We start from the raw sequence: 25,880 nt of genomic DNA, 5'->3' as shown, positions 1-25,880 counted from the left end.
CCCCCACCACCGAAAGGTATGCCAGCACATGAGCACGACCACCACACTCGACAGCGTCCTCGGCGACGCGGACGTCCACCGGATCGACATCCCGTCGGCCACCGAGGACCCCGCGGCGTACGTCACCGCGCTCCTCGAAGTCGCCGGTGAACGCGACCCGTTCGAGGTCCTCGCCAAGACGCCCGTCTGGGCCCGGCAGCTCTTCGCGGACCTGCCCACCGAGCTCGCCGAGACGGCCCCGGAGCCCGGCGAGTGGCCCGCCGCCTTCACCGTCGGCCACCTCTTCGACGTGGACATCGTCTACGGCTTCCGCTGGCGGCTGGTGGCCACCGAGGACAACCCCGTCTACCCCGGGTACGACGAGCAGCTCTGGGCGCCGCTGCCGCGCCTTCCGTTCCGTCAGATGCTCGACGCGTGGACCGGGCTGCGCGCCTCCAACGTCGCCCTGCTGGGGGCCCTCCCGCCGGAGGCCTGGCAGCGCACCGGCCGCCACGGCGAGCAGGGCGGCGAGACGATGGAGGTCATGATCCGCAAGGTCGTCGGCCACGACATCGCGCACATCAACCAGATCTACCGGGCGATCCGCATGGTCCGCCGCGCGGCCGGCCTGGACGTGGCGGAGCTGGACGCCACCTACCTCTCCCTCGGCCTGGCGTAGCCCCACGCCCCTCACCGCACCCGCCTCCCCGTGTCCGGCGCCCCACCGCGCCGGCCGCGGGGAGGCCTCGTCATCGGGCTTCCCGATAATACTTGATACCTTCCCGAAGGAATGCTTTCCTGTCGAGGAACCGACACGCGAGAGACGGGGGATCCATGGTTGCGCGCACACGGTGGCAGCCTCTCGCCGACGAGTCCCGGAGCGGGGCCCCGACGGCGCACGGGGTGGGGGAGCTGCTGCGGGAGGCCTCGCGGATTCCCTCACTGGCCGTCAAGTACCGGTCCTTCCTGGACGAACCGGGGGCGGAGCCGGCGCTCGACGCACTGCCGGTGCTGCGGCGGGAGGAGCTGTCGCGGGCGGTCGAGGAGGTCATCGCCCTGAACAAGCTCGGCCGCACCTGGGGCGAGGCGTCGTCGCTCTGGGCCGTCGGGGGCTCCCTGGGCTCCCCGGGGCTGAGCCTGCTCCCGGAGGACCTGTACGTCGCACAGGTGCGGCGCGGCTGGAGCCCGGTCGGCCCCGCGGACGTGGTGGCCAATCTGCACCCGCTGGAACGGATGCGCCCCGACCACCAGTTCTTCCACCGGTTCACCACCGAGTCGGGCGCCACCGCCCTGCCGTTCGGCCGCCTGCCGAGCGGGAAGCACGACGACTGGCCCGACCTCTTCGCCCGGCTCGGCGTCACCGCCATCGCCGCGCCCGCGGAATCGGTGTGCCGGCTGCTCGGGGACGCGGTCGCCGGGCGCCCGCTGCCCTGGCTGCGGACGCTGCTGCTCGGCGGCGCGGGGCTCGACCGGACGCCGGACCGGGCCGTCGCCGACTGCTTCCCCTACACCGAGGTCTGGCGGCTGTACGGCTCTCCGGCCACCGGGCCGATCGGGCAGCGGGGGCCGCTCTGCCTGGCCGACGTCTACCATCCGCTGGACCACCAGCACGTGGAGGTCGCGGACGGCCGGGTCCTGGTGACGACGTTCGACCCGGGCCGGAAACCGCCGCTCATCCGGTACGACACCGGCGACCGGGGCGAGTACGCGCGCTGCGTCTGCGGCCGGCCCGGCCCGGCGGTGCGCCTGTTCGACCCCTCGTCGCCCTTCTTCCGGCTCCACGGCCGCACCGTGTCGGCCCAGGAGCTGGTCGAACTCGCCCTCGGCACGGGGGACGTGGTGGCGGCGCACGTCGCCGTCGACCGGGCGGGGCACGAGGAGCGGGCGCAGCTGCGGGTGCGGCTGGCGCCGGGCGTACCGGACGACTCCTACACCCTCGACTGGATCCGCTACCAGGTGCTGGAGAACCACCTCGTCATGTCGGGCTGCGTGCTGGAGCACCCGGACGCGTTCGAGGTCGTCACCGCCGACGAGTCCACCGGCGCTTCCGCCGGGTCCGCCCTCGTCCACGAGACGTTCTGACCCACCACACACCACGCCGCCTGGCAGCCCTACGAAAGGAACCAAGCATGTCCGAACACAGCACGCGTACGCAGCAGTCGCCCCTCGCGCAGGCCGATGACGAGATCCTCGTCGCCGTGCGGGCGGTCGCCCCCGAGCACGACGAGGTGATCAGGGCGGAGCCGCTGCCCGAGGGCTGGATGCCGGGCTGGGACGTCGCGGGCGTCGTGCTGCGGGCGGCTCCGGAGGGCTTCGGCCCCAAGCCCGGCGACCGGGTGGTCGGCCTGGCCACCGGCGCCGAGTGGGCCCCGTGCATGGCGCTCGCCACCGAGTACGCGGTCGTGCTGCCCGATCACGTGAGCTTCGAGCAGGCGGCGGCGCTGCGGGTCGCGGTGCTGACGGCCCTGCGCCTGGTGCGCGGTGCCGGTCCGCTGGCGGGCCGGCGGGTCCTGGTCACCGGCGCCGAGCACGGCATCGGGCGCCTGCTCGTCGAGCTGGCGGCGGCCGTGCGGGCCGAGGTGACGGCGGTCGTGCAGGACCCCGCCACGGCGGGGCCGGTCGCCTCGCTCGGCGCCGCGCGGGTCGTGACCGACGCCGCCGACGCGCAGGGCGTCTTCGACGTGGTGTACGAAGCCGTCTCCGGTGACGTGACGGCCGTGGAACAGGGCCTGGTGGCGGGGGGCGGTGTGGTCTTCCTCTACGAGAGCTTCGCCGCGAACGGCGCCGACATCGGCTTCTTCCGGTTCTTCGGCGGCCCGGAGCAGGCGGGCCTGCGGCACTTCGTCCTCCGCACCGCCACCCCCGGCGACCGGGAGCTGGCCCAGCTGCTCGACCTGCTGACGACGGGCGAGCTGTCCTTCGGGCCCGCCCCGGTGAGGGTGAAGGCGATGGCGGAGGCGACACCCGCGGCCTGAGCCGCCGCGGGTCAGGAGGACGACGGCTTGGCCGGCGCGCCCGGGAGGGTGGCCAGGGCCTTGGAGCAGCGGGACAGCTGCTCCAGGAAGCGTTCGGCCTCGTCCGGCTCGAAGTGGTCCGTGAGCGCCCGCTCCACCTCCTCCACCGCCGCGTCCGCGCGCTGGAGGAGGGAGCGGCCGGTACGGGTGAGCCGGGCCTCCAGGATGTGGCTGTGGATCGGGTGCGGCTTCCGCTCGACCAGGCCGCGCCCCTCCAGCGTGGAGAGCACGGAGGACATGGTCTGCGGTGTGACCATGCAGCGGCGGGCGAGCACCGAGCCGGACAGACCGGGCTCCTGGAGCAGCGCGTAGAGCACGCTGTACTGCGGGACGTTGATCTTGAAGGGGCGCAGCACCGCGTGTTTGGCGGAGGTCAGTTCCTGCTCCACTCGCTTGATGTGCTGCCCCAGGCGCTCATGCTTCGACGGGTCCATGGGCTGAGATTACCTGTAGACGTCTTACTTCCCTAGGCCCTCTTACCCACTGAGCAGTAAGTCATCTTGCATCCATAAGACATCTTACTAATACTGGGGGTGAAGGGCCGGCTACGCCGCCGGCCCGTGAACCGAGGAGCCCCCATGCCCACCACGCCACCGTCCGTGCTCGACCGCGACCCCGCCTTCGCCCTCCATCGCGGCGGCAAGCTGGCCGTCCGCTCCACCGTCGAGGTGACCGACGCGGAGCAGCTCTCCCTCGCGTACACCCCCGGCGTCGCCCGGGTGTGCACGGCGATCGCGGAGGACCCCGACCTGGCCGCCGACTACACCTGGGCCGCGCGCACGGTCGCCGTGGTCTCCGACGGCACCGCCGTCCTCGGTCTCGGCGACATCGGCCCGGCCGCGGCCATGCCGGTGATGGAGGGCAAGGCCCTGCTCTTCAAGGAGTTCGCGGACGTCGACGCCGTACCGATCTGCCTGGCCACCACCGACGTCGACGACCTGGTCGAGACCGTCGTACGGCTCGCGCCCTCCTTCGGCGGCATCAACCTGGAGGACATCAGCGCGCCCCGCTGCTTCGAGATCGAGGACCGGCTCCGGGAGGCCCTCGACATCCCCGTCTTCCACGACGACCAGCACGGCACCGCCGTCGTCGTCCTCGCCGCGCTGCGCAACGCCGCCCGGCTCACCGGCCGCTCGCTGTCCGACCTGCGCGCCGTGGTCGCGGGCGCCGGCGCCTCCGGCATCGCCGTGAGCCGGATCCTGCTGGAGGCGGGCATCGGCGACCTCGCCGCGGCCGACAGCAAGGGGATGCTGCACACCGGACGCGAGGACCTCAACCCCGTCAAGGCCCGCCTGGCCCGGGACGGCAACAAGGCCGGTTACGCCGGCTCGGTCGAGCAGGCGCTCAAGGGCGCCGACGTCTTCATCGGCCTGTCCGGCGCCACCGTGAGCGAGGACGCCATCGCCGCGATGGCCCCCGACTCCATCGTCTTCGCCCTCTCCAACCCCACCCCCGAGATCGCGCCGGACGCCGCCGCCCGCCACGCCCGGGTGGTCGCCACGGGCCGCAGCGACTTCCCCAACCAGATCAACAACGTGCTGGCGTTCCCCGGCATCTTCCGCGGCGCCTTCGACGTCCGCTCGACCGCCGTCACCGAAGGCATGAAGCTGGCCGCGGCCGAGGCCATCGCCGCCGTCGTCGGCGACGACGAGCTGAGCGCCGACCACATCGTGCCGAGCCCCTTCGACCCCCGGGTCGCCCCCGCCGTCGCCGCGGCCGTCGCCGAGCAGGCGCGCCGGGACGGTGTGGCGCGGCTCTGACCCGCATCGATCCCCGACCACACCACTCACAACGAAAGGGACATCCCACGCTATGAGGCTGCCCGCCCAGCCCCTGGGCTCCACCGGCATCGACATCTCGCGCACGGGCTTCGGCGCCTGGGCCATCGGCGGCGACGGATGGCGCTACGGCTGGGGCGCACAGGACGACATCGCGTCGATCGCCGCCATCCACCACGCCGTCGACAGCGGCATCAACTGGATCGACACGGCCGCCGTCTACGGACTGGGCCACTCCGAGGAGATCATCGGGAAGGCACTCGCCTCCCTGCCGCCGCACGCGCGCCCCCACGTCTTCACCAAGTGCGGCCTGGTATGGGACGCGTCGAACCCGGCCGCGCCCCCGCACCGGATCATGAAGCCCGCAAGCGTGCGCCGGGAGGTGGAGGACTCGCTGCGCAGGCTGAACGTCGAGCAGATCGGCCTCTACCAGGTGCACTGGCCGGACACCGGCGAGTCGCTCGAGTACGGCGGGCCCGAGGGGGAGGTCTCCCCCAACGCCACACCGCTCGAGGAGTACTGGCAGGTGATGGCCGACCTCAAGGCCGAGGGGAAGGTACGGGCGATCGGCCTGTCCAACCACTCCGTCGCACAGCTCGAAGCCGCCGAGCGCATCGCGCACGTCGACGTGATCCAGCCGCCGTTCTCCGCGATCAACCGCTCGGCCGCCGAGGAGATCGCCTGGGCCGCCGCGCACGGCACCGGTGTGATCGCCTACTCGCCGATGCAGTCGGGCCTGCTCAGCGGCGCCTTCTCGGCCGAGCGCGCGACGGCCCTGCCGGCCGACGACTGGCGCTCGGGCCACCCCGACTTCACGACGGGCCTGTCGGCGAACCTGCGCCTGGCCGACGCCCTGCGGCCCGTGGCCGAACGGCACGGGGTGAGCACGGGCGCGGTCGCCGTCGCCTGGGTACTGGCGTGGCCGGGTGTCAGCGGCGCCATCGTCGGCGCCCGCACGCCGCAGCAGGTCGGCGGCTGGATCGCCGCGGCCTCCCTGGAGCTGACGGACGCCGACCTCGCCGAGATCGCGGCGGCCATCGAGGCGACGGGGGCCGGGTCCGGTCCCGTCCGGCCCTGACCCGCGCGCCCCCCGCTTCCCCCTTGCCCCCAACGCACCTGACCTGCCACGTACCTGAGGAGCCGTCATGTACCACATCGCCGTCGCCTTCGACGTACCGGCCGAGCGGCGCGCGGAGTTCATCGCCGCCGCCCTCGCGGACGGCCGCGACTCCCTCGCCGACGAGCCGGGCACCCGGCGGTTCGAGCTGATCACCGACGCGGAGGACCCCAACCGCTTCTACCTCAACGAGGCGTACGAGGACGAGGCCGCGTTCGACGAGCACTGCGCCGGCGAGCACTTCGCCCGCTTCTTCGCGGTGATCGAGGAGTTCGCGGAGGGCCCGGCGTGGCTCATCCGCGGCACACGGGTCGACGACCACGCCGTTGCGGCGGCCTGATGGCGCACCCCGCCCCGTACGACGCGAGTCCGTACGGGGCGGGGGCGTACGACGCGAGGGGGCGGTCCCGGTATCCGTACCGGGACCGCCCCCTCGTACCGCTCCCCCGCGGGGCCGCGGCTCAGGACGCCAGCAGCAGCACGGCGCCCACCGCCAGGGCGGGGACCGTCGTCAGGACCGTCGTCAGGAACGCCGCGCGGGCGTCCCGGGCGATCAGGGGCAGCAGGGCGTCACCGTCCTGGCTGACGGCGTTGGCCACCAGAGTGGGCAGCGGAACCCCGCCGGCGAGGTAGAGCGTGGTGAACGCGATCTGCACCGCGCAGCCCGGTATCAGCCCGATGCACGCCCCGACCACGACGCCGAGCCAGCCGTGCAGCGGCAGTTGGCTCCCGTCGAACCCGGTGAGCGTCTCCACCAGGGTCCAGGCCAGGTAGATGACCGAGACCCACACCACGATCAAGGCCAGTTCGCGGGCGCCCGCGGCGAGCGCGATCGAGGGGCGCTGCGGCGAGATGCCGTCGTCGTGCTGGGCCGTGCCGCGGTGCGCGACCAGGACCATGGCGCACAGCACGGTGCCGAGGGCGCCGAGGACGAGGTACGGGTCCCAGCCCCCGGCGATCCGGGTCAGCGTCGCCGCGTCGACCAGCTGGAACGCCACGGGGACGGCGACGAGCGCGGAGAGCCCGGCGACGACCCACAGGGCGAGCCTCAAGGCACCCGCGGCGGTGGCCGCCGGAGCCGCGCCACCGGCCACGGCACCCGACGTGGCACCCGGCGCGGCACCGGGGACACCGCCGGGCGTCCACGCGCCGGCGCCGCCCTTGAGCGACCCGCCCGCGGACGCCTGCGCGCCGACCGTCCGCCGTGCGCCGCCGCCCACCAGGACCAACTCCCGTACTTCGGCGGGCGCGTGGTCGCCCGCGCCCCGGGAGGAGAGGCGCTCCGGGGTCAGGCGCAGCGCGTCCACGGCGTAACCGGTGACCACGCCCGTGGCGAAGAGCAGCGCGTGCACCTTGAGCGCCATCAGCGGCTGCGCCGCGAAGATCACCCAGGAGGAGTCGCCCATCGTGGCGGCCACACCGGCGACCACCGTGCCGAACGAGATGGCGCCCCGGGTGTAGAGCGGGGTCAGCAGCAGCGCGCCCGCGCAGCCGGGCGAGACCCCGAGGAGGGCGCCCACCACGGGCCCGAAGCCGCGCCGCCGCTCCAGCAGGGCGAGCAGGCGGTCACCGTACCGCCAGCGCAACCAGGCGAAGGCTCCCACCAGGAGGGCCACGAACACACCCACCTGCATGAAGCCGTCCGCCAGCGGGCGGACCAGGGTCTCGATCACGTCTGTGCTCCTTGGAGAGGCCGTACGGGGAGTGCGGCGCGCGGGTACGTCGCGGGGCGTCCGGTGGCGCGGCAGCACCAGAACTATACGATCTCTTATGGTTATTCGTAGCCGGAAGTTTGATCGATCCCTGAATCTCGGCTACGGTTCCACCGTTCCCCCTCGCCAACTCGACTTCGGGTACCGGCCTTTGGCTGCCCGCAGCATTTGAGAGGAGATCCCCATGTGCGGACCTCAGATCATGAACGCCGTCTATGGCGATGACTTCAGAGCCGAGCACGATCTGATCCCCACCCGCCAGGCGGGTAGCGAGCAGACCATCCAGACCGCGCAGGAGGCCCGCAAGGCCGGCTTCGGTGCCAACTCCAGCCGCCGCAAGCTGCTCGGCGTCGGTGGCGCGCTCGCCGCCACCGTCGCGGGCATGGGCCTGTTCGGCACCAAGCCGGCCGTCGCCGCGAGCTCCGCCGCGGGCAACGTGGACAAGCTGTTCTCCCGCCGCCGCAAGGTCGTGGACATGAGCCACCCGTGGGGCGAGGACTTCCCCGTCTACCAGCCGTACGTCGCCCCGCCGAAGATCTGGCAGGTGGCCTCGGTGGACAAGGAGGGTTACAACACCAACCTGATGACCATCGACGAGCACAGCGGCACCCACATGGACGGCCCGAAGCACTTCGCCAACGGCCAGATCACCACGGACCAGATCGGCGCCGAGGACCTCATCGCCCCGATGGTCATCATCCGGCTGGAGGAGCGCGCCAAGCAGGACCCGGACGCGCTGCTCACCTACGACGACCTGAAGAAGTGGGAGGCGCGCTACGGCCGCATCCCCAAGGGCGCCATCGTCTGCCTGGACAGCGGCTGGTACAAGCGGCTGCACACCCCGGAGCTGATCTTCAACCGGGACGCGGACGGACACCCGCACTTCCCGGGCATCGGCTGGGACGCGGCGGAGTTCCTGGAGTCGCAGCGCGACGTCGTCGGCATCGCCACGGACGCCCCGAGCATGGACTCCGGCGCCCACGACGTCGTCGACCCGCGCAGCCACAAGATCCTGCTGCCCACGGGCCACTACGGCATCGAGTGGGCCGCCAACATGGACCAGCTGCCGGACAACGGCGCCATCGCCGTCATCGGCCTGCTCAAGCACATCGGCGGCTTCAGCGGCCCGGTCCGCATGTTCGGCATCTACTGAGCCGGACCGCACCCCGGTCGTACGGCGCGCACGGCGTCGCGGTGCCCGCGGGCTTCGGCCCGCGGGCGCCGCGGGCCCGCCACCCACCGCGGCCGCCCGGACGCGTCGTCCACCCGGCCGCGTCACCCACCCGGCCGTGCCGTCCACCCGGCCGTGGCGTCCGCACGCCGCGTCGCCCGCACGCCGGCCCCGCTCCGGGCGGCCGGCTCCGCTCTCCCCCGTTCCGGAAGGAGCCCCCGATGTTCGGAAAGATCGGCGCCCCCGAGATCCTCCTCATCCTCATCGTCGTCCTGCTGCTGTTCGGCGCGAAGAAGATGCCGGAGATGGCCCGTGCGCTGGGCCGCTCCGCCCGCATCCTCAAGCGCGAGGCCGAGGCGATGAAGTCCGACGTCACCGCGCATGCGGCCTCGACCCCCGCCACGGCGACGGCCCCCGCCACGGCGACGGGCCCCGCCACGACCCCGGCGCCCGGCCCGGTCACGGCCCCGCAGGCCGCCGTCGTCCGCACGCCCGTCGAGTCCGCCGCCCCGGCCGGCCTCCAGCACTGACGGACCCGGCACCCTCCACCACTCCACCACACGAGACGAGGACGAGATGCTGAAGTCGGCCCGCCTGCACACGCAGCCCCCCGGGGACGTGTCCACGGAGCGGCCCGCTCAGGCGGCGGGCACCGGCGACCCGCGTGGCGGTGACGGGAGGATGTCGCTCGTCGAGCACCTGCGCGAGCTGCGCAAGCGCCTCGCCATCGCCGTCGCCGCCATCCTGGTCGTCACCGTCACCGCGGCCTTCTTCTACGAGGCCATCACCGACTTCGCCACCCGGCCCATCCTCGACGCCGTCGGCTGCCGCTCCGCCTTCGCCGAGCTGGCGCGGGGCGAGGACAAGACCTGCGCGCGTCTCGTGCTCAACGGCCTGATCGCCCCGTTCTCCCTCGCCCTGAAGGTCTCGCTGGCCACCGGCCTGGTGGTCGCCGCGCCCGTCTGGCTCTACCAGCTGTGGGCCTTCATCGCCCCGGGTCTGCACCGCCACGAGCGCAAGTACACGCTGCTCTTCGTCGGCGCGGGCGTCCCGCTGTTCCTGGCCGGCGGCTTCCTGGCGTACCGCACGCTGCCCGTCATGGCGCGGGTGCTGCTGGACTTCTCCCCGGCCCAGGTGGACAACCAGCTGCCGCTCGACGAGCTGCTGGACCTGATCGTCCGCATGGTCGTCGTCTTCGGGTTCGCCTTCGAACTCCCCCTGCTGCTGGTCATGCTGAACGTGTGCGGCGTGGTCTCCGGCCGGAAGATGCTCGGCTGGTGGCGCTGGATGATCATGGGCGTCACGCTCTTCTCCGCCATCGCGACGCCGAGCACCGACCCGCTGTCGATGCTGGCGCTCGCCGCGCCGCTGTGGCTGCTCTACGCCCTCGCCACGGTGGTGGCACTGCTCCTGGACCGGCGCCGGGCCCGGTCCGCCGCGGGCGGCCCGTCCGACGACGAGGCGTCAGCCCTGGACTTCGCCCCCGAGGAGATCGAGGAGCCGGAACCGGAGCCGGTCCCCGCGGGACGGCACGCGTGACCCGCCGGGAGGCACACCGCGGCGGAGGCTCACACGCCCACCGGCTCGGGCACCGTACGCCGGTAGCGGCCCGGCGCGATGCCGCGCTGGCGGGAGAAGGCCCGGGAGAACGCGAACTCCGAGGCGTACCCCACCGCCTGCGCGATGTCGCCGACCAGCTCGTCGGTGTCGCGCAGCATCCTCGCGGCCCGGTCGATCCGCAGCCGCGCCAGATACGCCAGCGGGGAGCTGCCGACCAGCGCCTTGAACTGCCGGGCGAAGGCCGGGCGGGACATCGCCGCGGCCCGTGCCAGGCTCTCCACCGTCCAGGGGCGCTGCGGTTCCTCGTGCATGAGGGACAGCGCCGTCCCGATGCGCGGGTCGCGCAGCGCCGTCAGCCAGGACGGGCCGGGGCCCTCCCCGCCGTCCCCACCACCGTCCCCGCCGCCGTCCTCGTGGAGTTCGAGCCAGGCGCGGACCACCTGCACGAACAGCACGTCGGTCAGGCGGGTCGCCACGGCGCGTGCCCCGGGCCGGTTCCTGCCGGTCTCGGCGGCGAGCAGCCGGATGGTTCCCTGCAGATCCGGGTCGGCGCTCATCCCGGGTACGTGGATGACCTCGGGCAGTACGGACAGCACCGGGTGCCGGCCCGCCTCCCCCTCGTAGGAGAACTTGCCGCAGACGATGCGGACGGCCGCACCGGCGCCGCCCAGGTCCATGACGCCGTCGCGGCCCGGCGGATGGGCGGATTCGAGATCGGCGTACCGCACCGCCGTCGCGTCGGGGGCGCCCGCGAGCTCGTGGGGCTCACCGCGCGGGAGCAGCACCACGTCCCCGGGCACCAGGTGCAGCGGCGGGCGGCCCCGCGTCCGCAGCCAGCAGGTGCCCTCGGCGACGAGGTGGAAGCCCGCCGTGGGCAGCTGTTCGAGCCCGCAGCCCCAGTCGGGGCGGCCGGCGCGCAACTGGGCCAGCAGCACTCCGCTGAACCGGGTGGTGGCCAGTACGTCGGCGAGTACGTCCATGTCGCACACCCTAGCGGGAAAACCACACATCCGAACGCGACATGAGACGCTCGGGCAATTTTTCTAGAGCTTCTGTCATGGAGCGTATACACAACGCTCCTTAACGTTAAAGCACCGCTTCGGCACCGCCACGGAGGAAGACACGTCATGAAGCTAGGCATCGCCATGTTCCCCGCGGACTTCGCGATCCGCCCCGACGAACTGGCCCGGGCAGTCGAGGAGCGCGGCTTCGAGTCGCTCTTCCTGCCGGAGCACACCCATCTGCCCGCGACCGAACGCACCCGCGGCGAGGTCGGGCAGCTGCCCGACCACTTCTCGCACACGCACGACCTGTTCGTGGCGCTCAGCTACGCCGCCGCGGCCACCACGGAGCTGCGCGTGGCCACCGGGATCTGCCTGGTCCCCCAGCGGGACCCGATCGCCACGGCCAAGGCCGTCGCCACGCTCGACGCGCTCTCCGGCGGCCGCGTGCTCTTCGGCGTCGGCGCCGGCTGGATCCCCGAGGAGCTGGAGAACCACGGCACCGACCCCGGGCGGCGGTGGGCCGTCCTGGCCGAGCGGGTGAAGGCCATGCGGGAGATCTGGACCAACGACGTCGCCGAATTCCACGGCCGCCACGTCGACTTCGGCCCCCTCTGGTCCTGGCCCAAGCCCCGGCAGACCCCGCACCCGCCGGTCCTCGTCGGCGGCTCGGGCGCCAACGTGGCGCGCCGCGTCCTCGACTTCGGCGACGAGTGGATGCCCCACGCGGGCATGCCGCTGGACGAGCTGTCCGCACGGATCGACGCCCTGCGGCAGGCGGGCCGCGACGCCGGACGCACCGACGACGTCCCGGTCACCGTCTTCGGCGCCGAACCCGACGCGGCGGGGCTGGAGGCCCTGCGCGACCTCGGCGTCCACCGCGCGGTGCTGTACGCGCCCCCCGTCGGCGCCGACGGCGTCAAGAGCTTCCTGGACACCGTGGCCCCGCTGGTCACCAAGTTCCAGAACTGACTTCGTCCCCCACGCGGGGACGGACTTTCCCGGTACAGGAAACACACGGAATACGGAATGGAGACACCCATGAGCAAGGTCTGGTTCGTCACCGGCTCGTCCCGCGGCTTCGGCCGCCAGTTCGTCGAGGCGGCCCTGTCCCGCGGCGACAAGGTCGCCGCCACGGCCCGTGACGCGCGGTCCCTCGCCGACCTGAAGGCCTCCTACGGCGACGCGGTGCTCACCCTCGACCTCGACGTGACGCACAAGGACGCCGTGTTCGCGTCCGTCAAGCGGGCCAAGGAGCACTTCGGCCGCCTCGACGTGATCGTCAATAACGCCGGCTACGGCCTCTTCGGCGCCGTGGAGGAGCTCGACGAGCAGGCGCTGCGCGACCAGCTGGAGACCAACCTGTTCGGCGCCCTGTGGGTGACCCAGGCCGCCCTGCCGTACCTGCGGGAGCAGGGCAGCGGCCACATCGTCCAGATCTCCTCCACCGGTGGCGTCGCCGCCTGGCCGCTGGTCGGCGGCTACCACGTCTCCAAGTGGGGCCTGGAGGGCCTGAGCGAGTCCCTGGCCCAGGAGGTGTCGCACCTCGGCATCAAGGTCACCCTGGTCGAGCCCGGCGCGTACGCCACCGACTGGGGCGGCCCGTCCGCCGCCCAGTCCGAGCCGATCCCGGCGTACGACGGTGTCCGTGAGGCGCTCGGCGCGTTCATGCAGACGCTCGACTTCGGTGACCCGGCCGCCGCCGGCCGTGCGCTGCTGAAGGTCGTCGACTCCGACAACCCGCCGCTGCGCGTCTTCTTCGGCACGCAGGGCAACGAGATGCTGCCGCAGGTCTACGCCGACCGGCTCAAGACCTGGGCCGACTGGCAGGACGTGGCCGTCGAGGCGCAGGGCTGACCGCCTGCCGGACGGCACGCGAGCGCGGCGCGAAAGCGGCGGGCCGCCACGGAATCCACCGTGGCGGCCCGCCGCTTTCGCCCTGCGGGGTGCGGGTGTCAGGAGGAGGGCCTGAGCGTCCGGCCGCTGAGGGTGATGGTGTCGCCCTCGACCGTGCCGTCGGCGGCGGCGCCGGAGTCGGCGCGCAGCCGGAGGGCGGCGCCCTCAAGGGTGTACCGGCCGGTGTAGGCGGCCTTCTGTCCGTTGTAGTCCTCGCTGAAGGTGCCGTCGCCGCGCAGTTCGAGGCGCAGGCTGCCGTCGGCGGCGGCCCATACGCCGTCGAGGCGCGCGCCCCGGCCGTCGCCCCCGCCGGGCGCGGAGGTGGGCGCAGAAGTGAGCGCGGGCGCGGAGGTGGGCGCGGCCCTCTCCGGCGCGCCGGCGCCCGGCGTACCGCACGCGGTGAGCACGGCGGCCAGCGCCGCGGCGCCCAGGGCGCCGCCGACGGCGCGGCGCGCCGCGGGCCTCCGGCGCCCCCTGCGGCCGGGGCGGGGCGTACGACCAGGGCGTGGCGCACGGCCGGGGCGGAGGTGTCCGGTGGTCATGACGCGGTCCTCCGGTGGCCGGGGCTCACCCGCGCAACACGGCGCGCGCCAGCAGCAGCCGGCACCGCAGCGCCATGTGCCGGGCGTGCCGGTACCTCTGTCTCGCGATCCGCTGCCGCGCGCGCGTGGACGGTGAAGGGTTCATGGAAGCGTTCTCCTCCTATTCCTCCGAAAACCAGTGAGTGCAGGGCGTCCTCGGCCCCTTGGCGCAACCGGGCGCGGCGCTGCGCGGCCACGTGCCGGGCGACCAGCGCCTGCAGTTCGGGGTCGAGGTCGGTCAGGACGGTGTGCGTGCTCATGGGTTCCTCGGTTTCCTCTCCTGGGGGGATGCGCCCCCGGACCGGACAACGGCCCCGGTTTCCCGGGGCCGTTGCCGTCGTCACGGGCGCGGGGTCAGCCGACCGGGGCCTGAAGCTCCCGCTCGCGGTGCTCCGGCCGCGCGTACCGGGTCGGCGCCCAGCGCAGCAGGGCCGCGCCGACGGTCATGCCGCCGCCGAAGCCGGCGAGGAGCACGATGTCGCCGTCGGTCAGGGCGCCTTCGCGGTGCGCGAGGTCCAGCGTGATCGGCACCGACGCGGAGCCGGTGTTGGCGTACCTCTCCAGCGCCAAGTGGAGCGTCGCGTTCCGCAGGCCCAGCCAGGGCCACACGTCGGCCAGCATCACGCCGTTGGCCTGGTGCGGCACGAAGTGGACGACGTCGTCGGGGTGGACGTCCGCCTTGACGAGCAGGTCGCCCAGGGCCTGCGGCAGGTTCTCCTGGACGAAGGCGCGCACACCGCGGCCGTCCATCCGGAAGAAGTGGCCGCCCTCGTCCACGGTGCGCGCCGTCGCGGGCATCCGGCTGCCGCCCGCGGGCACGCTGATCAGCCGGTACTGATCGCCGCGGGTGAGCAGACTGGTCTCCAGCACGCCCCGGTCCTCCGGGACGGGTCCGAGGACGACGGCCCCCGCCCCGTCGCCGAAGAGGATCGCCGTCTTGCGGTCCGAGTAGTCCAGGATCCGCGAGTAGATGTCCGCGCCGATGACCACCGCGTGCTTGCCCTCGGGCGCGCCGCGCAGCATCCGCTCGGCCACGGTCATCGCGTACACGAACCCGCTGCACACCGCGTTGACGTCGAACGCCGCGGCGTTGACGGCCCCGATCAGGTGCTGCACGATGCTCGCCGTCGCCGGCTGCGGGTGGTCCGGTGTCGAGGTCGCCACCACGATGTACGCCACGTCCTCGGGGCGTACACCGGCCTGTTCGAGGGCCCGGCGGGCGGCGTGCGCCGCCAGATCGGACGTGGCGTGCCGGTCGTCGGCGCGGCGCCGCTCCCTGATGCCGGTCTTGCGCACGATCCATTCGTCGGTCACACCGGTGCTGCGGGCGATCTCCTCGTTGGTGACCACCTGCTCCGGCAGAAACGATCCGGTTCCCAGGATTCCGATGGGTTTCATACTGCCTCCTGTTCTGCGGCGGGCCGCCGCACGGCGGCCCGCCGCCGTTGCTCGGCGACGGCGAAGTGCCGGGGTGGCCGGTTCAGATGCCCGCCGCGGTCCGCCCGGTCGGCAGCCGCCGCCATCCGGCCCGGTCCGCGTGTGCGGCCAGGTCCGGGTCGTCACCCACCGCGACCGGGTGACCCACGGCCGCGAGCAGGTCCAGGTCGCTGATGTGGTCGCCGTACGCCGTGCAGTCGGCGAGGTCGGCCCCGAGGACCGCGGCGGCGGCGTGCGCCACCCGCCCCTTGGCCGCGCCGATCAGCGGGAACAGCACCTCGCCGGTGAGCCGGCCGCGGCGGATCAGCGGCCGCGTGCCGATGGCGCGGTCCGCGCCGACGTGGGCCGCGACCGGGTCCAGGCAGGCGAAGAACGACCCGGATACCAGCACGACGGTGTCGCCGGCCGCGCGGTGCCCGGCGAGGGACCGCTCCACCGCGGGGATGAACAGCCCCCCGGGCCGCGTCTCCTGTTCGTGGGCGAACCACGCGCGGCCCGACGCCGCGAGGGTGCGGGCGTCCTCGCCCGCGTACAGCCGGTAGTAGCGGCGGTTGATCTCCGCGCGCGGGGCACCCCGTCGTACCGCCTCGCGCAGCTCGCCGACCAGCCGGTCGTACGTGCCGGCCGGTTCACCGCGCCGGTCCAGGTGGAACTCCAGGAACCGGAACATGCTCTTGACGTCGATCAGCGTCTCGTCGACGTCCGAAAAGGCGATCGCCGGGACGCCCATCAGCGCTTCTCCCTCCCCCACGGCCGGTCAGCCGGCCGTGACGCGGGTCAGCCGGAAGGTGAAGACGCAGAGGCTCTCGCCCTTCTGGGTGGCCTCCACGCGGACCGGCACCTGGTGGGCCTGGTGCGCGGCGCCGTCCGCCGGGGCCTCCAGCGGACCGCCCAGCGTGTACGGGACCCCGTCCACGGCGCCGCCCGGCGCCGTCGGCTCGCCGATCTCCGCGGTGAGGACCGTGTCGTCCTCCAGCTCGCCGAAGCGGGTGAAGCGCACGTCGACATCGGTCACCAGGGTCTTCGCGGTGGACATGCCGTGCAGCTCCAGCGCGGCGAACAGCGCCAGCTGACGGGCGCCCTCGGCGATGACCATGCCCGGCAGGTGGTCCTGCGGGTGGTCGAAGAGGCTGGCGTGGCCGGTCGGCACCCGCAGCAGGGCCGAGGCGGCGGAGCTGGTGACGGCGGGCTCCACGAGCACGACGTTGTCCGGGTTGGCCCGCCCCACCAGGTGCGGGGGCACGAGGGTGCCGGGGGTGGCCTGCGGGTGGGTGGCGGAGGACGGCAGGGCGAGTCCGCCGCGGTTGTTGAGCCGCAGCGTCAGGTAGCCGTTGGGCGTCTTGAAGCGCAGGCCGAGGTGGGCCGTGCCCACCTGCGTGCCGCCCGCCGAGAGGGCGAACTCGTAGTCGAGGCCGGTGACCCGGCCGTCGCGCTCCTTGCGGCTGACGATCCGCGCCTCCATCGCCAGCGGCAGCGGCGCGGAGCCGACCGTCACCCACCGCGGGTGCGAGACGTGCAGCCGCAGGTGCGTGAGGATGAACTTGTTGTCCGCCGCCACGCCGAAGAAGCGGTGGGCGCCGGCCAGACCCGCCTGGCGGCACGCCTCCAGGATGAGCAGCGGGTCGTACGAGAGCGGGCGGAGCAGGTGGTCGCCGTAGTAGGCGTGCGACCGGGGGAGCTGCGCCCCGGCGAGGTAGCGGTCCTCGCCGGTCTGCCGCAGGTCGGTGAGGAACACCTCCCCCAGGGCGTCCCGGTGTACGAGCAGCCGGTCCACGGTGCGCGTGTAGTCCAGAACCGGATCGGACGGAAGGAACGGTGTGGCGGACCGCGGCTCCGGTCCTGCTGTTGCGGTGGTCATGGGTGACGTTCGCTTTCTGTTCGGTCGTGCCGGAAGACCCCGGTGGCCGGCCGGCGGCCCCGGGGAGCAGGCGCGTGCGGGGCAGGGCGCTACGTCGCGGGACGCGTGGGCGTGGGGCCTCACGTGCGGGGGGATTTACGTGTGGAGGGCCGTCCACGTGGGATCGGCCCTCCATGCGCGTCCTGCGGCTCACTCCGTCAGCGGGTCACGCGGGGTAGACGTCGCCCGGCAGCTTGCGGTCGGCGCCGACGGTGCCGATGTGCCAGTACGGGTACGGAGCGGTGGTCTCGCTCACCTTGTCGAGGCGCTCCAGCTCCTGCGCGGTCAGCTCCCACTCCATCGCCCGGAGGTTGTCGTCCAGCTGGTGGGGCTTGGTGGCGCCGATGACGGCGGAGGTGATGCCCGGCTTGGCGAGCACCCAGTTGATCGCCACCTGGGCGACCGTGGCGCCGCGCTCCTCGGCGATCGCGGCCATCTCGTCGACGATGTCGTACGCCTGGTTCTCGTCGGTGAGCGGCGCGGACTCGGCGGGGGTCCGCTCGGCCAGGCGGCTGCCCTCGGGGCGGCCCTCGCCGCGGCGGTACTTGCCGGTCAGGAAGCCGCCGGCCAGCGGCGACCAGGCGGTGATGCCCACGTTCTGGTCGACCGCGAGCGGGATGATCTCCCGCTCCAGGTCGCGGGCGGCGATGTTGTAGTAGCCCTGGTAGACGCAGAACTTGGCGAGGTTGCGGCGCTCGGAGACCGACAGGGCCTTCATCAGCTGCCAGCCGGCGTAGTTGGAGACGCCGATGTAGCGGATCTTGCCCGAGCTGATCAGGTCGTCGAGCGCGCGCAGGGTCTCGTCGAGCGAGGTCCGCGGGTCGAAGCCGTGGAGGTGGTAGACGTCGATGTAGTCGGTCTCCAGGCGCCGCAGGCTGCCCTCGACCGCCGCGATCAGGTGGTGGCGGGTGGCGCCGATGTCGTTCGGGTCGTCGGTGATGCGCCAGCGGCCCTTGGTGCCGATGATGACGCGGTCGCGGACCTTCTTCAGGGTCTTGCCGAAGAACTCCTCGCCCATGCCGTTCTTGTAGACGTCGGCGGTGTCGAAGAAGTTGATCCCGGCGTCCAGCGCCTGGTCCATCATCCGCAGCACGGTCTGGTCCTCGACCGTGCCGAACTCGGACCAGTTGCGGTCCTCGGCGCCCAGGAAGGACGCACCGCCGCCGAAGGTCATGGCGCCGAAGCACAGTTCTGAGACGGACAGGCCGGTGTCGCCGAGGTAGCGGTAACGCATGTTCTCCTGCTCTCTTATCGATCGGTGGGTACGTCGTGGGGGGTACGGGGGGACGGGGAGGCGCGGGGGGCGGGGAAGGGGAGGGGGATGTGGAGGGCTCGGGCGGCGGCGGGGGGGAGGAGCCGCACGACCCGGGCCCTCCGGCTCGGGGCGCGTACGCCCGCCGGCTCAGCCGGCGGCGTCCGCGAGTTCCTTGTCCTTGATGACCAGGAAGGTCACCACGGCTCCGACGAGGGCCAGCACGGCCAGGGCGATGAAGGCGGTGTGCATGCTGGAGGTGAGGCTCGCGGCCACCGCGTCGAGGGCGTCGGTGCGCTGGGCGGGCTCCACCGCGGCGAGCGCCTCGTCCAGCCGGCCCTGCGTGGCCTCGCCCGCCAGCCGCTGGGCCTGGTCGGCGAGTTCGGGCGAGCGCTCGGCGAGGTCACTGCGGGTCAGCGAGGTCAGGAAGCCGCCCGCCGAGGCGATCGCCACGGACTCGCCGGCGATGCGCATGGTGTTGAAGATGCCCGACGCCATGCCGGCGCGCTCCACGGGGACGACGCTGACGGCGGCGTTGTCCATGGCTCCGAACGCGGAGCCCACGCCGAGGCCGAAGACGACCAGCGGACCCGCCACCTCGTACCACGGCCGGCCGGGCTCCAGGACGACCAGCCACAGCGAGCCCACGGCGATCAGCAGGGAACTCGCGGTCAGCAGCATCCGGGACGAGACCCGCCCGGCGACCAGGCGGCCGACCAGCAGCGGCAGGACGAAGACGGGGAGGGTCAGCGGCAGCAGCAGCGCACCGGAGGCGGTGTCACCCTGGCCGCCGACGCCGTTGAAGTACGGCGGCAGGAAGTTGAGCAGCACCACGAAGCCGAAGGTGATGGTGAACGGCTGGCAGACGACCACCACGAAGGTCGGGTTGCGGAACAGCGCCAGGTCGAACATGGGCCGGGCGACGCGGAGTTCGACCGCGACGAACGCGGCCATGAAGACCACGAACCCGGCGAGCGAGCCGAGTGTCGGCGCGCTGAGCCAGCCGCTCTCACCGCCCTCGACGAAGACGAGCGCGAGGAAGAACAGGCTGCCGCTGAAGGTGACCAGACCGCCCCAGTCGACCTTCGTCGCGTCCGGGTCCCGGGACTCCTTGATCTTCGACATGAAGGCGAGGGCCACGATGCCGACCAACACGTTCAGCCAGAACACGGCCCGCCAGCCGGCCAGGTTGACCAGCGCGCCGCCGAGGATCGGGCCGAGCGCGAGTCCGGCGCCGAAGGAGGCGCCGAGCACGCCGAACGCCTGGGTGCGCTTGCGGCCCTCGAATGACGCGGCCAGGATCGCGGCCCCGCTGGTGAGCACGCCGGCCGCGCCGATGCCCTGCAGCGCGCGGGCGATGTCGAGGACGACGATGTCCGTGGAGACGGCGGCCACGGCGGACATCGCCATGAAGACGACGGCGCCGATGGCCAGGATGCGGCGGCGCCCGAACTGGTCGGCGAGCGCGCCGGCCGCGAGCATGCACGCGGCGAACGTCACGCCGTAGGCGTTCTGCACCCACTGACCGGCGGCGACGCCGGCCCCGAGGTCGACCGTGAGATCCGGCAGCGCGACCGCCGGTGCGGTGACCGCCAGCGGCAGCAGGATGCTGGCGAGCGCGACGGCGATGAGCGTGGGTGCTCCGCTCGCCTCCTGCCGCCGGTCCGGCACCGGGCGCCGGGAATCGGTCTGGATGCTCATGGCTTCTTTCTCTCCGCTCAGCAGGTCCCAGTTCTTTCGCTGTCGATGGACTGTAAGAGATCTTATGGATATCGTCAATGCTAGGGCATGAAGGTCCCTTACCTTCAACGACCGGGAACGGAACCACGGAACGGAAAGAGAGTCACCATGCCGAACCCAGCGAGCACCGCCCGCACCAGCGGGGACCCGGGTGCTTCGGACGCGTACGACGTACTGGTCGTGGGGGGCGGACCGACCGGGATGATGGCCGCCTGCGAACTGCTCAGGCGGGGCATCCGGGTCCGGATCGTCGACCGCGCCCCCGAACCGTCCCCGTTCCCCAAGGCCCTGCTCGTCTGGCCCCGGAGCCTGGACCTCTTCGAGGACCTGGGCGTGCTGCCGCGGCTGCGCGAGGCGGGCCTGCAGATCAACGCGTTCAGCTACTACTCCGACCGCGAGCACCTGGCCACCTTCGACTTCCCGCAGGAGCTCAGCCCCGTGTGCCTGCCGCAGAACGAGACGGAGCGCATCCTGCGCGACCGGCTGCACGAGCTGGGCGGCAGGGTCGAGCGCGGGGTGCGGCTGCTCACCTTCGACGGGCTGGACTTCTCGGGCCGGATCGACGCCGTCGACGGCGTGACCGCCGTCCTCGAGCACCCCGACGGCACCATCGAGCGCACCCGTGCGCCCTTCGTGATCGGCGCGGACGGTGCGGGCAGCGCGGTCCGCGCCCAGTTGGGCACGGGCTTCTCGGGGTCCACGTACGAGACCGCGTTCGCGCTGGTCGACGCCGAGATCGAGGGCTTCCTGCCACCGGACCAGGCGCTGTACTACCAGTCACCGGCCGGGGCGCTGGTCATCGTCGCGCTGCCGAACGGTGTCTTCCGCTTCTTCTCCAGCCTGGCCCCGGGCGAGGAGGTCAGCGTGGCCGCCATGCAGCGGATCGTGGACGAGCGCGGCCCCAAGGGCGTCCGGATCGCCGAGCCCATCTGGCAGAGCGTCTTCCGCGTGCACGCCCGGCACGCGAACGACTTCCAGCTCGGCCGGGTGTTCATCGCCGGTGACGCCGCCCACGTCCACAGCCCCGCCGGCGGCCAGGGCCTCAACACCGGTTTCCAGGACGCCCACAACCTCGCCTGGAAGCTGGCCGCCGTCCTCCGCGGCGAGGCACCGTCCGACCTGCTCCTCAGCTACGGCCCGGAGCGCGCGGCGGTCGCCAAGCGGGTGGTGCGCGACACCGACATCCAGACCCGGGCCTGGCTGGTGCGGACTCCGGCCAAGGTCGGGCTGCGGGACGCCGCGTTCCGGATCGCCGACCGCACCGGGCTGTTCTCCCAGTTCTACGCCCCGGTGATGGCCGGGCGCCGGCTCGCCTATCCACCGGTGCGCGACACCCAGGCGCCCGGCGGGCGCACCACCTGCCAACTGCTGCCCGGCGTCCGCAACGCCGTGCGGGTCGGCGCGGTCTTCCCCCGGGAACTCGCGATGCCCCACAAGATCCAGGGGCCGGCCGCCGATCCGACGACGTGGACCCTGGCCGCGGTCTGCCGGGGCGACGCGGCCGCATGGCGTGCCGAACTGCGCGCCGTGGCCGCGCTCCGCCCCGGGCTGCGGGTCGTGGACCTGGCCGCGGGACCGGCCGCCCGGCTGACCGGGTGCCGGCACCAGGGGTACTACCTGATCCGCCCGGACGGGCATGTCGCGGCCCACGGCCACACCCGCGATCTGGACCGGCTGCGCGAGGAGCTCACAGCACATCTCGGCGAGGCGCCGGCACAGGAGCCGGAGCCGGCCTTGGCCGCATGACCAACGGCCCCGCCCACGTGGTGCGTGGGCGGGGCCGGGTGCTTAGGGGTGGGGTGGGGTCAGGTGCTGAGGGGTGAGGCCGGGTGGCCTGTCGGCGGGGCCACCCGGTCGGCCGCGGTCATGCCGCGGCGGCCCCGCCCCAGCCCGCCTGGACATGGCGCCCGTAGGCGGCCGCGGCGGGCGCGAGCTGCACAGCCGCGTGGCTCGCGACGGCGTGCACGTCCCGCCAGTGGCGCTGCAGATCGCCGGCGGAGCGCTGCGCATGGGCGCCCCCGTGGCGCAGCAGCCGCTCGACGGCGCCCACGAGCATGTCGAGCGCCACCGCGGCGTCGCGCTGGTTCTGCGCCACGGGCAGGTCGTCGAGCGGGGCGAGGTCGGCACGCAGCGCGGCGCGCTCCAGGAGCAGTTGCGCGGCGTCCGTCTCGGCCGACGAACGGGCGAGCACGTCCTGCGCGGAGCCGGTGTCGAGCAGCGGCGTGCCCTGCGGGGTGGTGCGCCGCAGCGCCCCCTCCGTCCACGCCCGCAGCGCGCCGCGCGCCGCACCGAGCGCGGGGGCGGCCAGGAGCACGGAGGTGACCAGGGGGTACGGCAGGCCGTGGCAGCGGTCGGCGCCCGCGCCGCGCCATCCGGCGGCCATGACGTCCCGGTCCACCATGCGGTGCGCGGGTACGAAGGCGCCGTCCGCGGCGATGCTGTGGCTGCCCGTGCCGCGCAGGCCCAGGCCGTCCCAGGTCTCGACCACCCGGACGTCCCGGCGGGGCACGGCGACCACCTTCTGCACCGCGCCCCCGTCCGTACGCAGGACCGAGGTGATGAGCACCCAGTCGGCGTGGTCGACGCCGCTGGCGAACTCCCAGCGGCCGGTGAGCAGATGGCCTCCGTCGACCGGGCGCAGCTCGCCGGCCGGGGGCACGACGGCCGCCGCGATGGGCACGTCCGGACCGGCTCCCCACAGATCGGCGTGCGCCCCCTCGGGCAGCAGCGCGGCGAGGCGGCCGTGCATGGCCTGCAGGACGCCGCACCAGGCGGCGGACGCGCAGTGCTCGCCCACCGTGGCCACGGCGTGGAGGAGACCGGTGAACGTGCCGCCGGCCCCGCCGAGTCGCCGTGGCACGAACTGCCGGGCAAACCCCGCCTCCACCAGGGCTCCGGCCGTGTCGGGGTGCAGCGTACGGGTGCGCTCGGCATGCGCGGCGTACAGTCCGGCGGCCTCGGCGGCGGCCCCGGCCCGAGGGGCGGGCGCCGGTGCGGCCACCCCCTCGGTTGCCGTTGGTGTTGCCTCGAGCAGTGCAGCGGGCATGGGTGAACTCCCTTGCTGTGCTGTGCGGTTCGCTGAATGGGCAGTGGTTCGTGCAGAGATGCGGTTCTTGCGCGGAGCGCGGTGGGGTGGCGGTGGGGACAGCGAGGGACACGGAAGCGGCCGGTGCGGGTCCCTCCGGGCGCGCGGCCGGCACCGGGCCGCCGCCGACGAGCGCCTGCGGCCCCGCGGTGAGCGCGTGCCGGCCCGGGGTGAGCCCGCAGGGCCACCACTCGGCCCGGTGAGGTCACCGGAACCCGGCGGGGCAGCCCGCGCGGCATCCCGCCGGCCCCGTCGGAACAGGACCGTCAGGACGGGACCGTCAGGACAGGACCATCGGGGATGGGACCGTGAGGACCGCCCGGCGAGCGCGGCGTGTGCCGCGGAGCGACCCCGCGGCGCCTCCGCGGGCCGGACGGCCCGACGGCGGCACCCGCGGCCGGATGCGCAGCCGTATGCGCGGCCTGCGCGTCGGACCGCGTGACGCCCCGGCCCGCGGCATCCCGCGGGCCCGACGTCCGGGCTCAGACCGGCGCGCGGTCTCCCGGCGGGAGCGGCACCAGGCGTGCCGCGCCGGGCGGGGCAGGGCGTGCGGTGCGGCAGGCCGCCTTCGTACGGTCGACGAGCGCGTTGCGGATCTCGCGCCCCGCCGCCTCGACCGCGTCCAGGATCTCCTCGGCCAGAGGCAGCAACAGCTGCCCCATGTCGGTCAGTTGGGTCGACCGACGGCCGCGCCGGTGAAAGAGCTCCACCCCCAGTGACGCCTCGAGACTCTTGATCTGCTCGGTCACCGTGGACTGCGCGCAGTGCAGGTTCCTCGCCGCCCGGGTGAAGCTCGCCTCTCTGGCCACTTCGCGGAACACCCGCAGGTGGTGGATCTCCATGGGTTCCCTCCCCCAGGGGAGGGACAGCAGCGACCGGCAGCGTGCCAGGCCGTGCTGCGGCGTGGTGCGGTCCGGCCGCCGCCTACCCCCCGCGGCCGATCGCAGCCCCTGAACTCCCCCGTCATTCGACGCGGACCCCCCGTCCGCGCTCCGGGGAGAAATATACCTACCGAAACGAATCTGCCAAGGCTCTGACCAGTGGACGGACAGGATCGGCACCGCGCCCCGGGGAACTCAACCGGCTTCCGCCGCGGACCCGTTCGGCGGCGCCACGTTCGGCACCACGGCGGGCCGGTGGCCCTCCAGCAGTTCCTCCGGGAGCCTACCGTCGGCCAGTACGCCGCCGACCGCGCCCCACACCGCCTCCAGCCAGGCCACCGCGTCGACACCGGCCGCCGCGAGCGTCGCCGAGCGCACCGCGGCCACGAGGGCCAGCAGCACCTCGGCGATGACGGTGGACGAGCACCGCAGGGCCACCGCCCCGGCCTCCTGGGCCACGCCGACGAGCCGGCTCATATGGGACTGGATGTCCAGGAGCAGCCTGCCCTCGCGCTCCCCCGCCAGCAGGGCGTCGGCGGCGAGCCGGTACGCGGCGCGAAATCGCACGTCGTCGGCGAGGCCGCGGGCGAGCGCGAGCGTGACGGCGCCGAGGGGGGCGAGGGGCTCGCCGACCGGCGGCCGCCCGGGGACGGCGGGCCCGCGCCCGGCGGGCGGGGACGCCAGGATGCGCTGCCAGGCCGCGTCGCCGTACTGGAGGATCGCCTCCGCCAGCTCGTCCTTGGACGCGAAATGGCCGTACAGCGCCCCTTTGGTCATGCCGAGCCGGGCGGCGACGGCGTTGAGCGTCGTATGCGCATAGCCATGGGCGGCGAACTCCTGGGCTGCCGCGTCCAGCGCCCGTTCGCGGGTACGCCTCGCCCGCTCCTGCTTCACCACGCCGCCCTCACCGTTCCTCTGCCGCGCCGACCGGGCGCACAGCCTAGCAGGGAAAAATTCCCTCTGGAAGGAATGTTCTGGCCATCCGAAGCGACCTCGGCCGAAGTGTGACTGGACGGGGGGTCGCGGAGGTGCCGTACGCTACCGCTGACGAGAAAAATACCTCTCGGAAGGTATGTCGTGACGCACAGTACGAACAGCTCGGCGCTGCCGACGCCCGGACGGAAGACAGCCGTGACACCACCAGCCCTCAAGACGCCGTCGGACGTTCCGCGGGGTCCCGACCCCCGGCAGGACAGGTCAGCCAGGACGCGGGAGCTGGTGATGCGCGCGGCTGCCGAGGTCTTCGCGGAGCGGGGGTACCGCGAATCCTCGGTCAAGGACGTCGCCGAGCGCACCGGCATGACCAAGGGGGCGGTCTACCACCACTTCCCCACCAAGGAGGTCCTCGCCCTCGCCCTGGTGGAGGAGCACTACGCACGCTGGCCGCACGTCCTCGACGAGGTCGCCGCGATGGGCCTGTCCCCGCTGGCCACCGCCCTGGAGGTGATGGACCGGGTCGCCGCGGCGTTCGGCAACGACCCGATCACCATCGCCGGCGCCCGGCTCCAGAACGAGCAGGCGTCCATCGGGGTGGAGCTGCCCACCCCGTACGTGGGCTGGATCGGCGTGATGACCAAGCTCTTCGAAGAGGCCGAGGCGGCCGGTGAACTGCGCGAGGGCATGGTCCCCGAACAGCTCGCGCGCCTCATCGTGGCGTCGTTCTTCGGGACCCAGCACGTCTCCGCCACCCTCACCGGCCGGGCCGACCTGGCCCAGCGCTGGCAGGAGCTGCGGGAGCTGTTCCTGTACGCGATCCGCCGCTGACCTCACGCACGACGG

General features: G+C 73.3%; 25 protein-coding genes. 13 read left to right on the top strand and 12 right to left on the bottom strand.

Annotation, left to right across the window (positions count from 1 at the left end; all coding sequences use genetic code 11):
• The first annotated feature begins 28 nt into the window (after positions 1–28).
• The 3 genes from AC07FJ_RS16790 to AC07FJ_RS16780 all read left to right on the top strand — a co-directional run bounded on the left by AC07FJ_RS16790 (position 29) and on the right by AC07FJ_RS16780 (position 2,954).
• Positions 29–658: a DinB family protein gene (locus AC07FJ_RS16790; RefSeq protein WP_361417508.1), complete on the top strand. Its 630-nt coding sequence runs from the start codon at positions 29–31 to the stop codon at positions 656–658.
• Positions 659–813: 155 nt separating this feature from the next.
• Complete coding sequence (locus AC07FJ_RS16785; RefSeq protein ID WP_479049617.1) at positions 814–2,061, top strand: phenylacetate--CoA ligase family protein; 1,248 nt, start codon at positions 814–816, stop codon at positions 2,059–2,061.
• A gap of 47 nt (positions 2,062–2,108) precedes the next feature.
• On the top strand, positions 2,109–2,954 hold the full coding sequence (locus tag AC07FJ_RS16780; RefSeq protein WP_479049615.1) for an MDR/zinc-dependent alcohol dehydrogenase-like family protein: 846 nt from the start codon (positions 2,109–2,111) through the stop codon (positions 2,952–2,954).
• Positions 2,955–2,965: 11 nt separating this feature from the next.
• On the opposite strand, the gene AC07FJ_RS16775 is transcribed toward AC07FJ_RS16780, so the two are convergent.
• Positions 2,966–3,427 carry a MarR family winged helix-turn-helix transcriptional regulator gene (locus AC07FJ_RS16775; RefSeq protein WP_361417499.1) on the bottom strand — a complete coding sequence of 154 codons (462 nt, stop codon included), beginning with the start codon at positions 3,425–3,427 and terminating at the stop codon, positions 2,966–2,968.
• A 144-nt stretch (positions 3,428–3,571) separates the two neighbouring features.
• On the opposite strand from AC07FJ_RS16775, the gene AC07FJ_RS16770 reads away from it, so the two are divergent.
• The 3 genes from AC07FJ_RS16770 (at position 3,572) to AC07FJ_RS16760 (ending at position 6,228) form a co-directional block, all read left to right on the top strand.
• Positions 3,572–4,753: an NAD(P)-dependent malic enzyme gene (locus tag AC07FJ_RS16770; RefSeq protein ID WP_479049613.1), complete on the top strand. Its 1,182-nt coding sequence runs from the start codon at positions 3,572–3,574 to the stop codon at positions 4,751–4,753.
• A gap of 52 nt (positions 4,754–4,805) precedes the next feature.
• Positions 4,806–5,849 (top strand): aldo/keto reductase, encoded by a 1,044-nt coding sequence (locus AC07FJ_RS16765; protein WP_479049612.1) that lies wholly within the window; start codon positions 4,806–4,808, stop codon positions 5,847–5,849.
• 67 nt (positions 5,850–5,916) lie between these two features.
• Positions 5,917–6,228 (top strand): putative quinol monooxygenase, encoded by a 312-nt coding sequence (locus AC07FJ_RS16760; protein WP_479049610.1) that lies wholly within the window; start codon positions 5,917–5,919, stop codon positions 6,226–6,228.
• A gap of 121 nt (positions 6,229–6,349) precedes the next feature.
• Here AC07FJ_RS16760 and AC07FJ_RS16755 read toward each other — a convergent pair whose 3' ends face one another.
• Complete coding sequence (locus AC07FJ_RS16755) at positions 6,350–7,561, bottom strand: putative manganese transporter (protein WP_479049609.1); 1,212 nt, start codon at positions 7,559–7,561, stop codon at positions 6,350–6,352.
• A 223-nt stretch (positions 7,562–7,784) separates the two neighbouring features.
• Between AC07FJ_RS16755 and AC07FJ_RS16750 the strand changes: the two genes are divergently transcribed.
• The 3 genes from AC07FJ_RS16750 (at position 7,785) to tatC (ending at position 10,310) form a co-directional block, all read left to right on the top strand.
• Positions 7,785–8,753 carry a cyclase family protein gene (locus AC07FJ_RS16750; protein ID WP_479049608.1) on the top strand — a complete coding sequence of 323 codons (969 nt, stop codon included), beginning with the start codon at positions 7,785–7,787 and terminating at the stop codon, positions 8,751–8,753.
• Positions 8,754–8,992: 239 nt separating this feature from the next.
• A complete protein-coding gene (gene tatA, locus AC07FJ_RS16745; protein WP_479049606.1) occupies positions 8,993–9,301 on the top strand; it encodes a Sec-independent protein translocase subunit TatA in 309 nt (102 codons plus the stop codon).
• Between the two features lie 151 nt (positions 9,302–9,452).
• Positions 9,453–10,310, top strand: coding sequence for a twin-arginine translocase subunit TatC (gene tatC / locus AC07FJ_RS16740; RefSeq protein ID WP_479050187.1), 858 nt, complete (start codon positions 9,453–9,455; stop codon positions 10,308–10,310).
• A gap of 29 nt (positions 10,311–10,339) precedes the next feature.
• On the opposite strand, the gene AC07FJ_RS16735 is transcribed toward tatC, so the two are convergent.
• Entirely contained in the window at positions 10,340–11,311 is a 972-nt protein-coding gene (locus tag AC07FJ_RS16735) for a cupin domain-containing protein (protein ID WP_479049604.1), read from the bottom strand.
• Positions 11,312–11,458: 147 nt separating this feature from the next.
• Here AC07FJ_RS16735 and AC07FJ_RS16730 point away from each other — a divergent pair, with 147 nt between their 5' ends.
• Together AC07FJ_RS16730 and AC07FJ_RS16725 are read left to right on the top strand one after the other, a co-directional pair.
• Positions 11,459–12,304, top strand: coding sequence for an LLM class F420-dependent oxidoreductase (locus AC07FJ_RS16730; protein WP_479049603.1), 846 nt, complete (start codon positions 11,459–11,461; stop codon positions 12,302–12,304).
• Between the two features lie 69 nt (positions 12,305–12,373).
• Entirely contained in the window at positions 12,374–13,189 is an 816-nt protein-coding gene (locus AC07FJ_RS16725) for an SDR family oxidoreductase (protein WP_479049601.1), read from the top strand.
• 98 nt (positions 13,190–13,287) lie between these two features.
• Here AC07FJ_RS16725 and AC07FJ_RS16720 read toward each other — a convergent pair whose 3' ends face one another.
• From AC07FJ_RS16720 to AC07FJ_RS16695, 6 genes are all read right to left on the bottom strand, one after another.
• Positions 13,288–13,770 carry an Atu4866 domain-containing protein gene (locus AC07FJ_RS16720; RefSeq protein ID WP_479049600.1) on the bottom strand — a complete coding sequence of 161 codons (483 nt, stop codon included), beginning with the start codon at positions 13,768–13,770 and terminating at the stop codon, positions 13,288–13,290.
• A 393-nt stretch (positions 13,771–14,163) separates the two neighbouring features.
• Positions 14,164–15,207, bottom strand: a complete 1,044-nt coding sequence (locus AC07FJ_RS16715; protein ID WP_479049598.1) for a 3-oxoacyl-ACP synthase III family protein — start codon at positions 15,205–15,207, stop codon at positions 14,164–14,166.
• Between the two features lie 82 nt (positions 15,208–15,289).
• Positions 15,290–15,976, bottom strand: a complete 687-nt coding sequence (locus tag AC07FJ_RS16710) for an HAD family hydrolase (RefSeq protein WP_479049596.1) — start codon at positions 15,974–15,976, stop codon at positions 15,290–15,292.
• Between the two features lie 27 nt (positions 15,977–16,003).
• Positions 16,004–17,104 (bottom strand): ScbA/BarX family gamma-butyrolactone biosynthesis protein, encoded by a 1,101-nt coding sequence (locus AC07FJ_RS16705; RefSeq protein ID WP_479049595.1) that lies wholly within the window; start codon positions 17,102–17,104, stop codon positions 16,004–16,006.
• A gap of 205 nt (positions 17,105–17,309) precedes the next feature.
• On the bottom strand, positions 17,310–18,377 hold the full coding sequence (locus AC07FJ_RS16700; RefSeq protein ID WP_479049593.1) for an aldo/keto reductase: 1,068 nt from the start codon (positions 18,375–18,377) through the stop codon (positions 17,310–17,312).
• A gap of 168 nt (positions 18,378–18,545) precedes the next feature.
• Entirely contained in the window at positions 18,546–20,096 is a 1,551-nt protein-coding gene (locus AC07FJ_RS16695; protein ID WP_479049591.1) for an MFS transporter, read from the bottom strand.
• 147 nt (positions 20,097–20,243) lie between these two features.
• On the opposite strand from AC07FJ_RS16695, the gene AC07FJ_RS16690 reads away from it, so the two are divergent.
• On the top strand, positions 20,244–21,881 hold the full coding sequence (locus AC07FJ_RS16690; protein ID WP_479049589.1) for an FAD-dependent monooxygenase: 1,638 nt from the start codon (positions 20,244–20,246) through the stop codon (positions 21,879–21,881).
• Between the two features lie 118 nt (positions 21,882–21,999).
• On the opposite strand, the gene AC07FJ_RS16685 is transcribed toward AC07FJ_RS16690, so the two are convergent.
• The 3 genes from AC07FJ_RS16685 to AC07FJ_RS16675 form a co-directional block, all read right to left on the bottom strand.
• Positions 22,000–23,181, bottom strand: a complete 1,182-nt coding sequence (locus tag AC07FJ_RS16685) for an acyl-CoA dehydrogenase family protein (RefSeq protein ID WP_479049588.1) — start codon at positions 23,179–23,181, stop codon at positions 22,000–22,002.
• Positions 23,182–23,702: 521 nt separating this feature from the next.
• Positions 23,703–24,062, bottom strand: a complete 360-nt coding sequence (locus AC07FJ_RS16680; RefSeq protein ID WP_479049586.1) for a LysR family transcriptional regulator — start codon at positions 24,060–24,062, stop codon at positions 23,703–23,705.
• A gap of 234 nt (positions 24,063–24,296) precedes the next feature.
• Positions 24,297–24,998, bottom strand: a complete 702-nt coding sequence (locus AC07FJ_RS16675; protein ID WP_479049584.1) for a TetR family transcriptional regulator — start codon at positions 24,996–24,998, stop codon at positions 24,297–24,299.
• A 180-nt stretch (positions 24,999–25,178) separates the two neighbouring features.
• On the opposite strand from AC07FJ_RS16675, the gene AC07FJ_RS16670 reads away from it, so the two are divergent.
• Positions 25,179–25,865 (top strand): ScbR family autoregulator-binding transcription factor, encoded by a 687-nt coding sequence (locus AC07FJ_RS16670; protein WP_479049583.1) that lies wholly within the window; start codon positions 25,179–25,181, stop codon positions 25,863–25,865.
• Positions 25,866–25,880: the final 15 nt, after the last annotated feature.

Source organism: Streptomyces sp. NPDC045998 (assembly GCF_056430285.1).
Note: the sequence above shows the minus strand (reverse complement) of the source record. Positions and strands in the feature narration are given on the sequence as shown.